General features: G+C 46.0%; 13 protein-coding genes and 1 pseudogene. 5 read left to right on the top strand and 9 right to left on the bottom strand.

The features are described 5' to 3' along the window. From QT987_RS19940 to folK, 4 genes and pseudogenes are all read right to left on the bottom strand, one after another. Positions 1-261: pseudogene (locus tag QT987_RS19940) on the bottom strand (Uma2 family endonuclease); the annotation flags it as partial. Between the two features lie 113 nt (positions 262-374). Further along, positions 375-1,826: an FAD-binding domain-containing protein gene (locus QT987_RS19935; RefSeq protein WP_333243330.1), complete on the bottom strand. Its 1,452-nt coding sequence runs from the start codon at positions 1,824-1,826 to the stop codon at positions 375-377. Positions 1,827-1,975: 149 nt separating this feature from the next. After that, positions 1,976-2,524 carry an NUDIX hydrolase gene (locus QT987_RS19930; RefSeq protein ID WP_333055091.1) on the bottom strand — a complete coding sequence of 183 codons (549 nt, stop codon included), beginning with the start codon at positions 2,522-2,524 and terminating at the stop codon, positions 1,976-1,978. Between the two features lie 184 nt (positions 2,525-2,708). Further along, positions 2,709-3,191 carry a 2-amino-4-hydroxy-6-hydroxymethyldihydropteridine diphosphokinase gene (gene folK / locus QT987_RS19925; protein ID WP_333243321.1) on the bottom strand — a complete coding sequence of 161 codons (483 nt, stop codon included), beginning with the start codon at positions 3,189-3,191 and terminating at the stop codon, positions 2,709-2,711. A 307-nt stretch (positions 3,192-3,498) separates the two neighbouring features. Here folK and QT987_RS19920 point away from each other — a divergent pair, with 307 nt between their 5' ends. Continuing rightward, complete coding sequence (locus QT987_RS19920; RefSeq protein WP_333243318.1) at positions 3,499-3,966, top strand: hypothetical protein; 468 nt, start codon at positions 3,499-3,501, stop codon at positions 3,964-3,966. A gap of 286 nt (positions 3,967-4,252) precedes the next feature. Continuing rightward, a complete protein-coding gene (locus tag QT987_RS19915; protein ID WP_333243315.1) occupies positions 4,253-6,601 on the top strand; it encodes a PhoX family phosphatase in 2,349 nt (782 codons plus the stop codon). A 435-nt stretch (positions 6,602-7,036) separates the two neighbouring features. On the opposite strand, the gene QT987_RS19910 is transcribed toward QT987_RS19915, so the two are convergent. Beyond that, positions 7,037-7,603, bottom strand: a complete 567-nt coding sequence (locus QT987_RS19910; RefSeq protein WP_333243310.1) for a Uma2 family endonuclease — start codon at positions 7,601-7,603, stop codon at positions 7,037-7,039. A gap of 379 nt (positions 7,604-7,982) precedes the next feature. Next, entirely contained in the window at positions 7,983-9,392 is a 1,410-nt protein-coding gene (larC, locus tag QT987_RS19905) for a nickel pincer cofactor biosynthesis protein LarC (protein WP_333243307.1), read from the bottom strand. Positions 9,393-9,467: 75 nt separating this feature from the next. Here larC and QT987_RS19900 point away from each other — a divergent pair, with 75 nt between their 5' ends. Next, on the top strand, positions 9,468-10,133 hold the full coding sequence (locus tag QT987_RS19900) for an L-threonylcarbamoyladenylate synthase (protein WP_333243304.1): 666 nt from the start codon (positions 9,468-9,470) through the stop codon (positions 10,131-10,133). 200 nt (positions 10,134-10,333) lie between these two features. Here QT987_RS19900 and QT987_RS19895 read toward each other — a convergent pair whose 3' ends face one another. Beyond that, complete coding sequence (locus tag QT987_RS19895; RefSeq protein ID WP_190738299.1) at positions 10,334-10,618, bottom strand: DUF427 domain-containing protein; 285 nt, start codon at positions 10,616-10,618, stop codon at positions 10,334-10,336. A gap of 97 nt (positions 10,619-10,715) precedes the next feature. Here QT987_RS19895 and recQ point away from each other — a divergent pair, with 97 nt between their 5' ends. After that, the gene (gene recQ / locus QT987_RS19890; RefSeq protein WP_333243301.1) at positions 10,716-12,911 is read left to right on the top strand and encodes a DNA helicase RecQ; all 2,196 of its coding nucleotides are present in this window, start codon (positions 10,716-10,718) and stop codon (positions 12,909-12,911) included. A gap of 223 nt (positions 12,912-13,134) precedes the next feature. Further along, positions 13,135-13,278 carry a hypothetical protein gene (locus tag QT987_RS19885; protein WP_333243296.1) on the top strand — a complete coding sequence of 48 codons (144 nt, stop codon included), beginning with the start codon at positions 13,135-13,137 and terminating at the stop codon, positions 13,276-13,278. Between the two features lie 463 nt (positions 13,279-13,741). On the opposite strand, the gene QT987_RS19880 is transcribed toward QT987_RS19885, so the two are convergent. Next, complete coding sequence (locus tag QT987_RS19880; RefSeq protein WP_333243292.1) at positions 13,742-14,482, bottom strand: peptidylprolyl isomerase; 741 nt, start codon at positions 14,480-14,482, stop codon at positions 13,742-13,744. Between the two features lie 85 nt (positions 14,483-14,567). Continuing rightward, positions 14,568-15,770, bottom strand: a 1,203-nt coding sequence (locus tag QT987_RS19875) for a calcium-binding protein (protein ID WP_333243291.1), incomplete at its 5' end; no start/stop codon positions are given.

The raw sequence follows: 15,770 nt of genomic DNA, 5'->3' as shown, positions 1-15,770 counted from the left end.
GAAGCTAAGTGTCGGTTTTCCAAAAAAACAATACATCATATCATACTTTTGTATACTTGCAAAATCGGGATGCTCCCTAGCTTTCTCATGTTCTGGTAGTGGCATCCTAATCTCCAAAGTTCCTTGACTGTAAGCTATTCTAGAGCCACGGTGTTCTCCCAACTCTTCTAAAATTGCTTCAAATTCCTGCCAGTTGACATCATTGAACAGCACTCTATGTCCAGGTGGTACAATGATTTGTCTTAATTGCAGAGTTACCATTTCAACCTCCGATTTATTTAAGTTTATTCTAACTGATACCATCTTTTAAGTTTAGGAGTGTACAGCGCCCCTCAACTTAATTTACTGGTAAATATCGCCAAAAATCTAGCAGTCTAACCTGCGTTTTTTTGCTGGCTGTAAAGTTCCTTAAACTTTCGCTGCTGCTCGTTGTGCTCTACGATTGGAGACGGATAATGAAGAAGTCGGCGTTCTAAAGGTGAAATATTTCCTGTTAGCAAAAGTTTAGTATCAACGCGGCGCAATTCTGGAACCCAGTGCCGAATATACTCCCCTTCCGGGTCAAATTTTTGAGCTTGACTCGCCGGATTGAATATTCGCAAAGGTTTCGGATCCATACCACTCGATGCACTCCACTGCCAGCCGCCGTTGTTAGCAGAAAGGTCGGCATCTATCAATTTTTGCATGAAGTATTTTTCACCCCACTGCCAGTTAATAATTAAATCTTTGGTGAGGAAACTGGCGACTATCATGCGACAGCGATTGTGCATCCAACCTGTCTGATTTAACTGCCGCATTGCTGCATCGATAATAGGATAGCCTGTTTTGCCTTTACACCAAGCTTGAAAGAGCTTTTCATTGTTCTCCCAAGGAAAGTCTTTGAATGCTTGACGGTAGGGGCCGTCTGCTAATTCTGGGAAGTTATACATGGCGTGTTGGTAAAATTCTCGCCACGCTATTTCCTGTTGCCAAGTACGGATGCTTGTAGACGCTTCTTCGCTGCTGCAAGTGTCCATTACTATTTGGGTAGCTTGCCAAACAGTGCGGATGCCAATTGCACCAAATTTGAGGGCTGCGCTGAGTTTGGATGTGCCGTTAATGGCGGGAAAATTGCGCTGTGCTTGATATTTGTAAATTGCCCGATCGCAAAATTCTTCTAATTTTTGTTGCGCTGCATCTTCTCCGGGTTCTATTACTAAGGGATTTTCCCAAATAAATCCCAAACTAGAGGCAGTTGGCACTGTTTCCATTGCACCTGCTTGGTTGGCGATTGCTTGTTCTTCGGCGGTTAAGCCGGTCATTAATTCCAGATAAGTTATCGGCAGTGTCTCTACTGGTTGGGCTTTGGGTTTACTGTTCCATTTTTTCCAAAATGGTGTATAAACCGTGTAGGGAGTCCCTGTACCGCTGCGAATTTCATCTGGGGCGTGCAGGAGTTGATCCCAGAAATTTTGAACTTGAATTCCTGCTTGTTGGAGGGCGTTTGAGACGGAAATATCGCGCTGTTTTGCGTAGGGTTCTACATCCCAGTTCCAAAATACTGCTTGAGCATTTATAGCTGTTGCTAATCTCGGTATTCCTAGAATCGGGTCATCTTGAATGATCAGCAATTGACTGCCTGCATCCCTGTAACGCGAGGAGAGTTTTTGCAAGCAGCCGATCATGTATGTGACTCTGGCTGGGGCTACGTCATCGCGATTTAGGATATTGCGATCGAGACAAAAAATTCCGACTACTTTCGGGCTTTGCTGGCGCGCTGCTGCCAGTCCGATGTTGTCAGAAATACGCAAGTCGCGGCGGTGCCAAAATAAAATTAGATTGGATATATCAGACATTCGATTTTAGATTTTAGATTTTAGATTTTAGATTTTACAGTTCTGGACACAAGCGGGTTCAAAAACCCGGTTTCTAAGTTAATATTTATCGGTTGGACGCACGATTTTTATAAGAAACCGGGTTTTTCCGTCAGTCAGATTTACATCAAAAAGGGACGTGCCAAGAAAAAGCTAGAAATAGATTTTGCATCAATGGGTTCCCCAGCTAAGATAGCTTTTTCTAATTCTTCTGGAGTGAATAGAACTGTTTCAATGTCTTCGTCATCATCTTGTGCTGGCGGCTGTTCCAGTTTTTCCAAATCTTGGGCTAAGAAAGCATAAATGATTTCGTCGGAATAACCGGGGGCGAGAAAAAATTGCCCTAATTTCTGCCATTTTCCGGCGCGATATCCGGTTTCTTCTTCGATTTCGCGTTTGATAGTTTCGGCGGGATTTTCATTGATTTCTACTGTACCTGCGGGAAATTCTAAAATTCGCCCTTTTGTGGCAAAGCGATATTGGCGTACCAAGACGAGTTTACCTTCGGGTGTGACGGGAACTGCAAGTGCTCCGCCTGGGTGGCGAATACATTCCCACTCGCCTTCGGAACCGTTGGGAAGACGGAGGGTGGCTACGTCAAAGTTGAATTTGCGCCCTTGGTAAAATAGGCGTTGTTTGAGGAGTTGGGGTAGTTCTTGACCGATCGACATAAGCGACAAGCGAATAATGTTTGATTGCACCGATTTAAGACATCATAGGCGATCTAATACGATTTTAGATTTTAGATTTTAGATTTTAGATTGGGAATGACTGATAACTATCACAGTTTGGAGCTTACTTACGGTTGCATTTTTTTTACTGGTACGATCGGTGAATTGTACTCACTTTTTACAGTTACAATTTTTGCACTCCCGAACAGTCTGCGGTTTGCAGGAGTTGGACGATCGCACTTTTCGTCACCGGATGCACCCAATCCGGGGCAATTTCTGCTAAAGGTACTAATACAAAAGCTCTTTCGGTCATCCGGGGATGAGGTAGAGTCAGTGTGGGAGTTTCTAGGATTAAATTGTCGTACAGCAGCAAATCTAGATCGAGGGTTCTTGGCCCCCATTTTTCTCGGCGAATTCGATTAAATTTTATTTCAATTTCTAATAAAGCTGCTAGTAATTGTTCGGGTTCTAGTGCCACTTCTAGGATGGCACAGGCGTTAATGTAATCTGGTTGCGGCGGGCCAACGGGGGCGGTTTGATACCAGCTTGAATGGGATTTTACTGCTATGCCTGGGGTGTTGTTGAGGGTTACGATCGCGCTAGAGAGTGTGGCAAGGGAGTCGCCTAAGTTGCTACCGAGGGCGATCGCACATTTTGTTGATTTCATAAAGAAGGAAGAAGGTTCGGCAACGGATTGTGTAACGGATGTAACGGATGTAACGGATGTCAGTCCGATGTCCGTCGGAAGAAGGAAGAAGTAAGAAGGAAGAGAGAAGAGGGAAGAGAGAAGAGGGAAGAGAGAAGAGGGGAGAGGGAAAAAGCAAGAAGAAAGAAGGATTTAGTTATCTAACCTACAAGCCGTATTTTCTGCAAAAAAAATCTGATATACAAAATATTATTTTAATCATAGCTTAATTTGGGGTTAATTTTTATTGATTATGATTGACAAGTGTCAGCATTTAGTTTAAAAAATAATGAGTTTGCAGCGACGCTTATTTTCAGCCGGGATTTTGGCAACGGTCATTTTTACCGCAAATATATCAGTATCTTTAGCAGAAAGTAAGGAAAGCTATCTTACCCTAGATTCGGACGGTAGTCAATCTTTTGCGAGTTTAGTGCAGCAGGCGGAAGATTTAGCGAAAGAGTCGATCGCCCGCGAGTTTCAAGAAAATCCGGCATTAACAGAAGTTACAGTCATTATTACAGCCGATCGCAGCCGACAAAGGGTTCCAGTTTTGCGATCGAGAGTATCCCGTCGCGACTGGCAACAAGATGCGAGAATCGAACAGTGGACTAGATATTTTGCCGATGCTCAATTGCTGCTGGGATTCAGAAACGGCAGTATTTCGTCCCCAAATTCTGGATCTTCGCAAGTGATGAATGTACCTGCGCCCAGTCGATCGACCTCCAGAGAAAATGATCCAGGTTTTCGAGATGATTGAAATCGGCCCGCGCAGGGCGGCAAACAGGGCATGGCATCGGGCATTGGTAACAAATAACAAATAACCAACAGCACGACACGGAAATCACGGATACATGGATAGATATTTTTTCCTGAATCTCTCTCTCTATTCCCAATTACCACTTGCCAATGAGAATATTTAACTTTTTGTTAACCTAAATACCTCCCAATTTTAATTAACCTTCAGGTTAACTCCCCTTAATTTAATAGTGATAGAGTTTCATACGGAATCATCTGATTAGGGAAGTTGGGCTGAACAGGAATTTATGTCTAAAATAACTCGCCGACAACTGCTAATTTTCTTCGGCAGCAGTGCAGCTACCACTGTGCTTGCCCCTCAAGTAACTAAAACACTATTCGGCATCAATTCCACCTCGGCCGAAGCTGTAGTTCCGCTATCTTTCACTCCGTTAAGACTTCCCCACCCGCTGCCGATTTATCGAGAATTGTCCAGCTTTATGCCGATGGGCTTAAACGGACAGGGAACCGTGATGGCTGCCTCACAGGATACTAGATTAACGAGTTACAGCATTGTTGACGATGTGGTTGTGCCGCCGGAATACGAACGTTATGTGATTGTCCGCTGGGGCGATCGAGTTTTTCCCAATCCGGCAGACTATTTCGGCTACAACTGCGACTACACCGGCTTTGTAGGCCTTCGCGGCAGCAATGACGACGGTTATCTCTGGGTTAACCACGAGTACGTATCCTTCCCAATGTCGAAAGAGGCACCCGATACCCCGTCAGACTTGGCATCATTTCCAACAACCGAGCGCGCCGTCCTGGGTATAGACTTATCCGTAAAGAATCGCGATACCATCGGCGAATTCCTGTACAATCTCGGTGGTTCGATCGTCCGCATCACCAAACAAGCCAACGGCAGATTTCAGGCGATCGCCGGCGACCCCCTCAACCGCCGTATTCACGGACTTTCCGGCCTCGGAATCAACAGCCAGCGTACCGACAAATACAAAGATGTCACCTCCTGGGGAACCAGACAAGGGGACGACAACTACCTCATCGGCACGGGCCCTGCAGCTACCCAAGTCTTCGCGCAAGTCAACACCGACGGACTCGGCAACCGCATCATCGGTACAGCCTACAACTGTTCCGGCGCCACAACCCCGTGGGGTACAATCTTCTCCGCCGAAGAAAATTTCCAAGGTAGCGAAGCATTTTTCGTCGGGGTTCAGGAAAACGTCAAACCCAACGGTGGCCAAACCAGCTACGCCAAGGGCACTATCGGTGAGGAATTCGGCTTAGTCGGCGAAAAATACGGCTGGATGGTAGAAGTCGATCCCCAAGATCCGAGTTTCCGCCCCCGGAAGCACTCATGGTTGGGCCGTTTCCGCCACGAAAACGTCGCGATTCGCGCTGAAGCAGGCCGCAAGTTAATAGGGTACATGGGGGACGATCGGCGCGGCGGACACACCTGGAAATTTGTCAGCAACGGTAATGTCACCAATCCCGCAGATAAAAACAACAGCCGATTGTTTGAAGATGGGGTTTTGTACGTTGCCCAATATAACCGCAACGGTACTGGAAGATGGCTGCCACTGACATTAAATACCCCGACAAATCCGGTGCGTCCTTCTAGAGTTGGCGAGGCGGAATTAGCAAGTTTTGGCAAAGCTCAAAGAGATGCCGCTACTCGCTTGCCCAAACGCGCCGGAATTGCTGGTCAAACCGAAGACGGCGGTTCTTTTGTAGTAGATACAACCAATGAAGCAACAGCAATTTCGGGCTACCAAAATAAAACTCTGGCTAATTTCTACAGCAGCCAAGGTGCGGTTTTAGTTGATGCTTTCTTAGCTGCTAATTTGATTGGTGGCACTCCGACGGCACGCCCGGAAGATTTGGAAGTTAATCCTACTACGAAGGAAGTTTTCATTGCTTATACTGACGGCGCACCGGGAAGCGACGGCTATCCAGATTCTCGCATTTTTAATGTTGCTAAATACGGTAGCGCAGTCAACAGCAATCAGCAGTCGGGAGGACTTTACAAAATAATTGAAGACAGTCCTGATGGTGCGGGTTTGACGTTCCGCTGGCAGCGTTTGGCTCAGGGTGGAGAAGCCGGTGCGGTAGATGGGGCGGGATTTGCTAATGCAGACAATTTGGATTTTGACCCTCAAGGCAATGTTTGGGTCGTCACTGATATGTCTACGAGCACGCACAACGGTTTTGATGTCGGTGCGAGTGGAGAGCCAAAGACGATCGACCACAACAAGACTGGAAATGTGTCAGATTTGACTGGTGTTTTCGGCAACAATTGGCTGTTTTACATTCCGACTTCTGGGCCGAATGCAGGAACAGTAATTCCGTTTGCTTACGGCCCGAACCGATGCGAAATGACGGGGCCGACTTTTGTGGGAGATACGCTGTTGCTTGCGGTGCAGCATCCTGGGGAAGATTGTCCGATCGATGATGGTACTGTACTGAGTCGGCAAATTGAAATGTTGGATTTGAACGGTGCTGTTTTTAATCAGACTCGTAGTGTTTCTCGCGGCAGTTTGTGGCCGAGTAATATTGAGAATGACAGGCGTCGTTCGCCGATGCCGTCGGTGATTGGAATTCGTCGCGTGCGATCGACTCCAACGGGCCAGTTTGTTTAAATCTCATATCTTGCACCATTCTCGCTTAACAGGCTTTTCGGCCTGTTCCACAAGAAAATTCACTCTTTGTGGAACAGGCATCTTGCCTGTCCATAAAAAGTTTATTGAGAATGGTGCAACATCTCAGTTTAAATTGGACTTACGCATCGGGGCCCAGAAACCGGGTTTTTACGAATCTGGAGTAAAATTATATGAACCGCGAGGCACGCGGACGCGAAGAAAGAGAAAGAAGAAGATATAGCAATCCTTGCAGGAGTCGTAAATTTTTTACCCCACCCCAACCCTCCCCTTATTAAGGGGAGGGAGTAAGAAATTCAAAAATGATGCGAGGATTGCTATACTGTTTTTTCTTCGCGCTCTTCGCGTCTTCGCGGTTCGTTCAAATACTAAAAAAAATTGCTACAATAATTAATATCAAATCCCTAGACAGCGAAATTATTCAGAAAATTGTACTTGGCGATATAAATCGGCGATCGCAATTTCTAGATTCACCGATTCAAGTTGCAAGGAATCGCCTAAACCATACTCGAAGAGAACCCATTGCCCCTGTTGATTGCGCCGAAATATCTCTACTCCTGGCTGTTCAACTTGCACCAAGACATATTCTTGCAGTGTTGAAAATTGGCGGTATTTAGCAAATTTAATGCCGCGATCTGCTGCTTCTGTGGAAGGCGATAAAACTTCGATAATTAAGGAAGGAAATTGCACTAATTGCGGATCGTTATCGCGATCGTCGCAAGTTACCACAACATCAGGATAAAAATATTTTTGCCCTCGTTCCACTTGGACTTTGACATCCGCGATGTAAGGTTCGCAAGGGCGATCGACAAGGGCATCATCTAGGATTCTGAAGAAATTTCCTGAAATTCGATTGTGATTGCGGCTGCCCCCGCTCATGGCGACGACTTCGCCATCCCAATACTCGTAGCGTTCCTCTTGGGTGGGTTCCCAAGCGAGGTATTCTTCTGCGCTCATCGATGGGCGATCGGGTAAGGCAACCATAATGCGATCGAGAATCAAGTATGTTTCTATAATAGCTTGAAGAAAAAGCGATTAAAAGGGCGGGTTTTTGAGATTGTCAATTATTGGCAGATATTTTTAGTGAACCCGCCCCTACCGTATTAGGGGTAATCGACCGGACATGATATCAGAGGTTTTGATTCCTCTGATTTAGATATTCCTCAAGCCTCCTGGGTCTGACCGATTCTCAGCCCGTCAGGGACTAAATTCCTCATGTAAGTCACTGTAATTTACTAAGGATCGCGAATTAAATAACTTACAATTTTAATTGTTATTGTGGGATGGGCGTCCCGCCCGTCCAGAAAGGACGGGCGGGACGCCCATCCCACTTTCAAGAGTGGAAGTTATTTAATTCTCATTCCTAACCTCGATCGTACCAACTTTGCAGCGCCAAGCGGTGAACTTCCCGCCAGCTAATATTTTTAAGTCTGGCAATTTCCGCGCAATCTTCGTATTCCGGCTGTACATTAACAATCGTTTCTCCAGACTTCGCAACTTTGATCTTGACTTCGCCGTATTCTGTTTGAACTGTCTGGATTTCTCGGTGTAAAATAGTTCTTTGTTGAGTCGATATTCTAATTCCCAAAGTAGTCGTTTCGCGAAAGATCACAGCTTCGCAAGCATCCTGAAATTCGGGATGACAAATCGCAGTTAACAAAACCCCAAGCCGCGACTTTTTCATCACAATTGGGGCAGTAAAAACATCCAGAGCTCCGGCGGCAAACAAAGCATCAAAAACATAGCCGATCGCCTGCGGACTCAAATCATCAATTTGCGTTTCCAATACCGCAATAGTTTCTATGGAATTGGTAATTGGTAATTGGGAATCGGGAATGGGGAATTGGGAATGAGTAGCCGTCTTTCTCCCACTCTCCCCCTCTCCCCCTCTCCCCCTCTCCCCCTCTTGCTTCTCCCCAATCCAGAGGCGCAAAATATTAGGAATTGCCAGGTTTCGAGAACCTGCACCCAAACCGATCGCCTGAATTTGCATCGACGGTGGCGGGCCGAAACCAGCGGCGAGAGTACAGGCGATCGCAGTTCCCGTAGGAGTGCACAATTCGCGATCGATCCCATTGCTATAAACAGGCACTCGGTGCGTTTCCCACAACCGCATCACCGCCGGCGTAGGCACCGCTAATCGGCCGTGGGCCGCCTTCACCGTACCGCCACCAGTCGGCATCGCCGAAAAGTAAAACTCCTGAATATCCAACCAATCCAAACCCAAACAAGTACCGACAATATCAATAATTGCATCCGTCGCCCCCACCTCGTGAAAGTGAACCTCGCTTGGGGGGATACCGTGTACTGCAGCCTCTGCCTCTGCTAATTTGCCAAATACGGCCAAACTCCAGGCTTCCACGCGCGGAGGCAATTTTGCAGAGACGATGATTTGCTCAATTTCGGGTAAATTGCGGTGATGACTGTAGCTAATTTCGGCCTCTGCTTCGCCGTGACTGTGAGAATGTTCTTCCCCGTGATGATGGTGGTGGCGGGCGTCAAAAGTCGGGGATTCGGTTTCCGAGGGATCGAGTTCGGTAGCGGGATTTTCTGGTTTTAACGACAAATCCGCAGCTAAATCGACATAAAATTTAGTTGCTTGTTGAGTATTCCGGTGGACTAATTCCGTCCGCAACTGGTACTCTGTCGAAATGCCGAGCAAATTGAGTTTTTCGATTAGGTATTCTAAAGGAACGCCGGCGTGGACAAGAGCTCCAATGCACATATCGCCAGCAATGCCGGTTGGACAGTCAAAATAAGCTATTTTATTCATTGTTAACAATTAATTTTTAGCATTGATTGTTTCACTCGATATTTCGATCGCCCACTTAGCCTGCAATATCTTAACATGGCAACTATTTACGAAGTGCATCCAGTTGCACCCCAAAGAGACCGGATCGAGAAAATTAACAAATCTCTAAAAGATGGGGCAGTGATGCTTTATCCGACAGATACAGTTTATGCGATCGGCTGCGATCTCAACTCCAAGTCTGCGGTAGAACGAGTCAGGCAGATCAAGCAACTATCCAATGATAAGCCTTTAACGTTCCTGTGTTCCTCTCTGTCAAATATCACCGACTATGCAGCCGTCAGCGATGAAGCATACAGAATTATCAAGCGGTTAATACCAGGGCCTTATACATTTCTGCTGCCTGCTACCAAGTTAGTGCCACGGTTGGTAATGAGCCCGAAGCGCAAAACCACTGGAATTCGCGTTCCAGACCAGCGGCTTTGTTTTACACTGTTGGAAGCCTTGGGAAATCCAATTATTTCAACATCCGCTCACATTACCACGGATGATGAAGGTGCTGCACCCGTGCCAGCAGAAAAAGCAGAAAGTTTTGGCAAAGCTGAACTTTTTGACTGTTTTTCAAAGTTAGTAGATATCATTGTCGATGACGGTTCCGATCCGGGATATCAAGTTTCTACCATTCTCGATTTGACACAAAGCGAACCGATTGTTGTTCGCCGTGGTTTGGGATGGGAAGCAGTCGCCGTTTGGGAAAAAGATTAATTTTGGAGATACAAGAAAATTCACTCTTTGTGGAACAGGCATCTTGCCTGTTCTTGAGAATTGTAATCCCGACCTTTTCCGAGAACCCCGTCAACTTTGTGGAACAGGCATCTTGCCTGTTCTTGAGAATAGTGAAATAATGCCCAGAACCCAGACTTTTTCAAAAAGTTGGGTTCTGAATAGATTAACTAAAAACTGCTTTAAGCCTCTACCTTAACTCCTTTCCAAAAAGCAATATATCCGGCAATATTTTTAGCAGCATCTTTCGGAGTAGGATAGTACCAAGCAGCATCTTTATTAACTTGTCCGCCGACTTCGACACTGTAGTAACTAGCAACACCTTTCCAACCGCAAGTAGTGTGAGTGCTGCTGTCCTTGAAATACTCACGGTTGATGGCATCGGCGGGGAAATAATAGTTGTTGTCTACAATTTCGCACTTGTCGCTCTCGGCCAAAACGGCACCATTCCAAATTGCTTTCGGCATCAGTTTTTCTGCTTAAATTGAGATTCTCAATTATTGTAACTGTATTTGTGCTCAAAAGGCATAGAATAGTTGAGAAGCCAACAACCAACTACTGCAAATGCCAGCGTCGAATCCGCCAATATCTTCTGTGCCACTGTCCCTGGAACAAGCTCTTAAACATTTTTTTGGATATGACTCTTTCCGTCCGGGACAGCAGGAAATTGTCGAAGCTGCTTTACAAAAACGGGATATGATGATTGTCATGCCGACGGGCGGTGGCAAGTCTTTGTGTTTTCAATTACCGGCACTGTTGAAACCGGGATTGACAGTGGTTGTGTCGCCGTTAATTGCTCTGATGCAAGACCAGGTGGAAGCTTTGCAGGATAATGGAATTGGGGCGACTTTTCTCAACAGCACTTTGAACTCTCAGGAAACCCGATCGCGCGAAACAGCAATTCTCGAAGGTAAGATTAAATTGCTTTATGTTGCACCAGAACGCTTGCTGGGTGAGAGATTTTTACCGTTTTTAGATATAGTAGCAAATAAGTTAGGAATTTCGGCATTTGCGATCGACGAAGCCCACTGCGTTTCGGAATGGGGGCACGACTTTCGACCAGAATACAGGCAAATGCAGCGAGTGCGCGATCGATATCCCGACATTCCCATTATGGGACTAACCGCCACCGCCACCGAGCGCGTCCGCCAAGACATAATCCAGCAGCTAACTCTGCGAAATCCCTACATCCACGTCGCCAGCTTCAACCGCCCCAATTTATACTACGAAGTTCGCCCCAAAACCAAGCACAGTTTTGCCGAAGTTTTGCAAATCATCCAAAAAAAAGGCGGTTCGGGAATTATCTATTGCCTCAGCCGCAAAAAAGTTGACGAAGTTGCCTATAAATTGCAACAAAGCGGCATCCAAGCCTTACCCTACCACGCCGGCATGAACGATGTCGATCGCGCAACCAATCAAACCCGCTTCATTCGCGACGACGTGCAAGTAATGGTAGCCACAATAGCCTTTGGTATGGGCATCAACAAACCAGACGTGAGGTTTGTAATTCACTACGACTTACCCAAGAATCTCGAAGGATACTATCAAGAATCCGGCCGCGCAGGCCGAGACAACGAACCCGCCCATTGCAGCTTATTTTTCGGCTACGGCGATGTCAAAATGATCGACTACATCATCGAGCAAAAACCCGATCCGCAAGAACAACGAATTGCCCGCCAACAGTTGCGGCGAGTAATCAACTATGCAGAATCCACCGAGTGCCGTCGCACAATCCAGTTAAGTTATTTTGGCGATTCATTCCCCGGAAACTGCGGTACTTGCGATAACTGTTGCAACAAAAAACCCGTAGAAGATTGGACGATTGAGGCAATGAAATTTCTTTCTTGCGTCGCCAGATGCCAAGAAAAATTCGGCATGAATCACATTATTGACGTGCTGCGCGGTTCCAAAAATCAAAAAGTATTGCAATACCAGCACCACCAACTTTCTACTTACGGAATTGGCAAAGATAGAAGTGCCGACGATTGGAAAAAGTTGAGTCGTTCGCTGTTAAATCAAGGTTTTTTAGAGGAAAGAACAGACGGATTTCCCATTTTGAAACTGAATGAAAAAAGTTGGGAAATTATGAAACGTCAGCGCACAGTTGAAATCGCCATTGAACCGCAGCGGGAAGTACAGGCGAAAGTTCGTTCTTTGGCAGTAGAAGTAGAAGCTTTATTTACCATACTGCGGACGCTACGCAAACAAATTGCCGACGAACAATTTGTCCCACCTTACGTGGTTTTTGCTGATAAAAGCTTGCGAGATATGGCAGAAAAACGCCCGCAAAATCTCACCGAATTCGAGGATGTTTACGGCGTTGGTAGCAACAAGCGAGATAAGTACGGTAAGGTTTTCTTGGAGGCAATACGCACTTTTTGCCAAGAACAAGGATTGCCAAGTGGTGCTGCATCTTCTGAGGCCGCTAATCTTCCAAATCTTTCCAACGTTGCGTCTTATTCGCAGATGCAAACTTGGGAATTATACCGACAAGGTTTGACAGTTCAAGGAATAGCTAATGCGCGGGGCATGAGCCCTAATACTATTTCTGGGCATCTGATAGAATTGATGGAAATGGGCAGGGAAGTTGATATAAATTTGTTGGTAGAATCGGAACGCCAGCAGGCGATAGTGTACGCTATTGAAGTTATGGGGGATGAGAAACTGAGAGCAATTTATGATTTTTTGGAAGAACGTTATACGTTTGAGGAGATTAAGTTTGTGCGCGCTTGGTGGCGGCAAAATTATGTGGGTTTTTAACCGCTGATGTAGGCAGATGTACGCTGATGGACGCAGATAATACCAATTCTCCAAACTCTTGCAACAATTATGAGTTTTGGGTTTGTTTACGATCGCGCTTCAGGTAAGGTGCGTCGCTTGGAGATTGTCGCTCTTTTTTAGGATTGGCAGGTGGCGACGCACCCGGAGCGCTACTGTTGCATGAGTTTTGAGAATTAGTATAATTAATAGATAGGAGGGAAAAATGAGAATTAAAAAAGTAGCTTTTGGGGATAATATATTAAAGTGGCATTTTGAACCGATATATTTTTTCCATTTGGCTTTGCTAGCTGGCGGATATGGGATTGGCAAAACTCAAATTTCAAAAGGAATTTTTAAATTGCTATAAGCCAGTAAGCTTGGGTTAGCTAAGCGTCTCATTATTCGCTATGCTTGGGGCAGTTTCGAGAGCGATAAATTACCTTATTCACTAAACTTGATTGAGCCATAAGTACCTCGTCATATTATGTCCGGTAGATTACCCCTAATACGGTAGGGGCGGGTTTACGAAAAATATCTGCCAATAATTGACAATCTTAAAAACCCGCCATTTAAATCGCGGTTACTTGATCCGAAATGATATCCAACCACTTGTTATCTAAGTAGTAGATTGCGTGAGAGGAAGCAACATTTAAATCCACACGCATGATACTATTTACACTCACGCCCCGCCCCAAGGATTGAATAATGTTGATGCAGCCGGAAAAGATATTAGGTCTCTCTGTGCACTGAGAAACACCCTAACTTTTAGCATTGTACTTGGTTTCGGCAAAATTATATAGATGGGTTTTGGATGGATAAAAATTAAGTTTCTACACTTTACAATTGTACAATAAATGGTTGACTTCGTTAGCCAGCCATTCGTTAAACAGATTGTGCAAAATTTCTTGATACCGTTCAGGGGTTAATTCCGCTGGGAGAAACTTTTCAACCAGAAACAAGTGATATCCTAGTTCTGTTTCAATTGGACGAATTACTTCTCCGGGTTGAGCGCTAAATACGGCGACGGCTATGTCTGGTTTTAAACCCCACCGATAAACCTTGCCTTCGCAACCGCATATATGCCGACGATTTTCGTCAATATCGTAAAGGTGAGCAGCATCAAAAAAGCTGATTTCTCCTTCTTGAATTTGATAAAATAGTTCCTGAGCAAGCTGGGGGTTGGCAACAATTATTTGATAAAGAATTATTTGGTCGAATTGCAATTTGTTTTGAACAAAAATCTTTTCTACTTCTTTGCTGAATAAGTGTTCGGCTAGTTTTTGGCTGAGAAGCCGATCGCGAATCCCGACCTCTAAATCTTCTACGGAAATCATCTGATCGACCAGCCAAGCAATCGTGTCCGCCGCTTTCTCCAAACGCTTCTCGCGGCGGAGTTGGTCGCCCACAGCTTGAATTTCGTCTGGAGTCACAGTTAACTCCCGTTCCTTGGCTGCTTTCTCAATAACTTTTTTATGCAAAACCTTTTGACTAAATGTTTTTAATTGCATCTCTTGTTTGAGTAGTTCGATGATTTCACTTGCTTCAATCATTGGCCCGTAAAAGTCTTTCATCTTTCTCTCTCAACCTATATGAATTTATTAACTTCATCCCCCGAAGATTCCTGCGGGGTAGTTGGGGTTAACGGTTAAGGGTTAGCTACAAGATGTCATTTGGCAAACTAATAAAATCAGCATTGCTCAAAGTTGTTGCACCCGCTGCGTTAACTGTTCCCAAAACAACAGCTAAAATGCGATCGCCATTATTTGAACTAAACTTAAGCAGAGTGGCGTCTGTCGTACCGTCACCGTCAGTATCAAACGCGACGAGTGTCAAGTCTGTTACCGAAAGTCCCCCTGTCAGCCCAATTCGATCGCCTTGAGCGGGATTGAAATCAACGACTCGATCGGCTAACAATGGATTAGCTGCTGCACTCGCTGTTTCGGATCTAAAGGCAAAGGTATCAGCGCCGCTACCTCCAATCAATGTATCTGTGCCGAAGTCGCCGCAAAGAAAATCGTCGCCGTTGTCACCAATCAGCAAATCTTGACCTTTTCCTCCCCGCAAAGTGTCGTTTCCATCGCCTCCATGAATCGCATCATCACCTTTGTTACCTGTGACAATATCGTCGCCGCTTCCGGCAAAAATTCGATCGCTCCCGCTATCGCCCGTAATCACATCGCTCTCGTTGGTGCCGAGCCAATATCCGTCGCCATTGCTGTCATAGCTGATAGTTAATGCGTCAGGATAGTTTTCTGGGGCGATCATTTCTGGAGGCGGCGTTGTCTCAGCATTGCTGTTGGCATTGTTACCGGGAAGTGCGATCGAATTATTGCTGTTACTGTTATCTGTGGGATTAGAAATTATCGTACTCTCGTCGCCACCACCCGTACCCGCATCCTCATTATTTGAGGGTGTTGGCGGTGTTGGCGGTGTTGCTGGTGTTGGCGGTGTTGGCGGTGTTGGCGCTGGTGTTGGCGCTGGTGTTGCGATGTTAGTTGTTGGTGGAGCGCCTGTAGCAGCGGTTGCTTCTGCACTCCCAGAAGTAGCTCCCGGAGTATAGGCTGTCTGAGTGCTAGTGCTACTGCCTGCGGGGGAAGTTACTGTCGCGCTGCTGTTGTTAGTAACGCCTTGATTATTGGCGATCGAGCTCGTTTCGCTCGAACTGCTACTCTCTGAGGGCGCAGGTGTTGGTGCTGGTGCTGGTGTTGGTGTTGGTTCAGGTGCTGGTTCAGGTGCAGGTGCTGTGGCGCTAGTAGTTGGCGGAGTATCTAAACCGCTGCTAGCTGAGGCGCCCGCACTGCTAGAAGTGTCGCCGGGAGTCGATGCTGTCTGAGTGCTGGTGCTGCTGCTGTTCCCTGT

It is taken from the genome of Microcoleus sp. SVA1B4 (assembly GCF_036700545.1).
Lineage (GTDB): Bacteria > Cyanobacteriota > Cyanobacteriia > Cyanobacteriales > Microcoleaceae > Microcoleus.
Note: the sequence above shows the minus strand (reverse complement) of the source record. Positions and strands in the feature narration are given on the sequence as shown.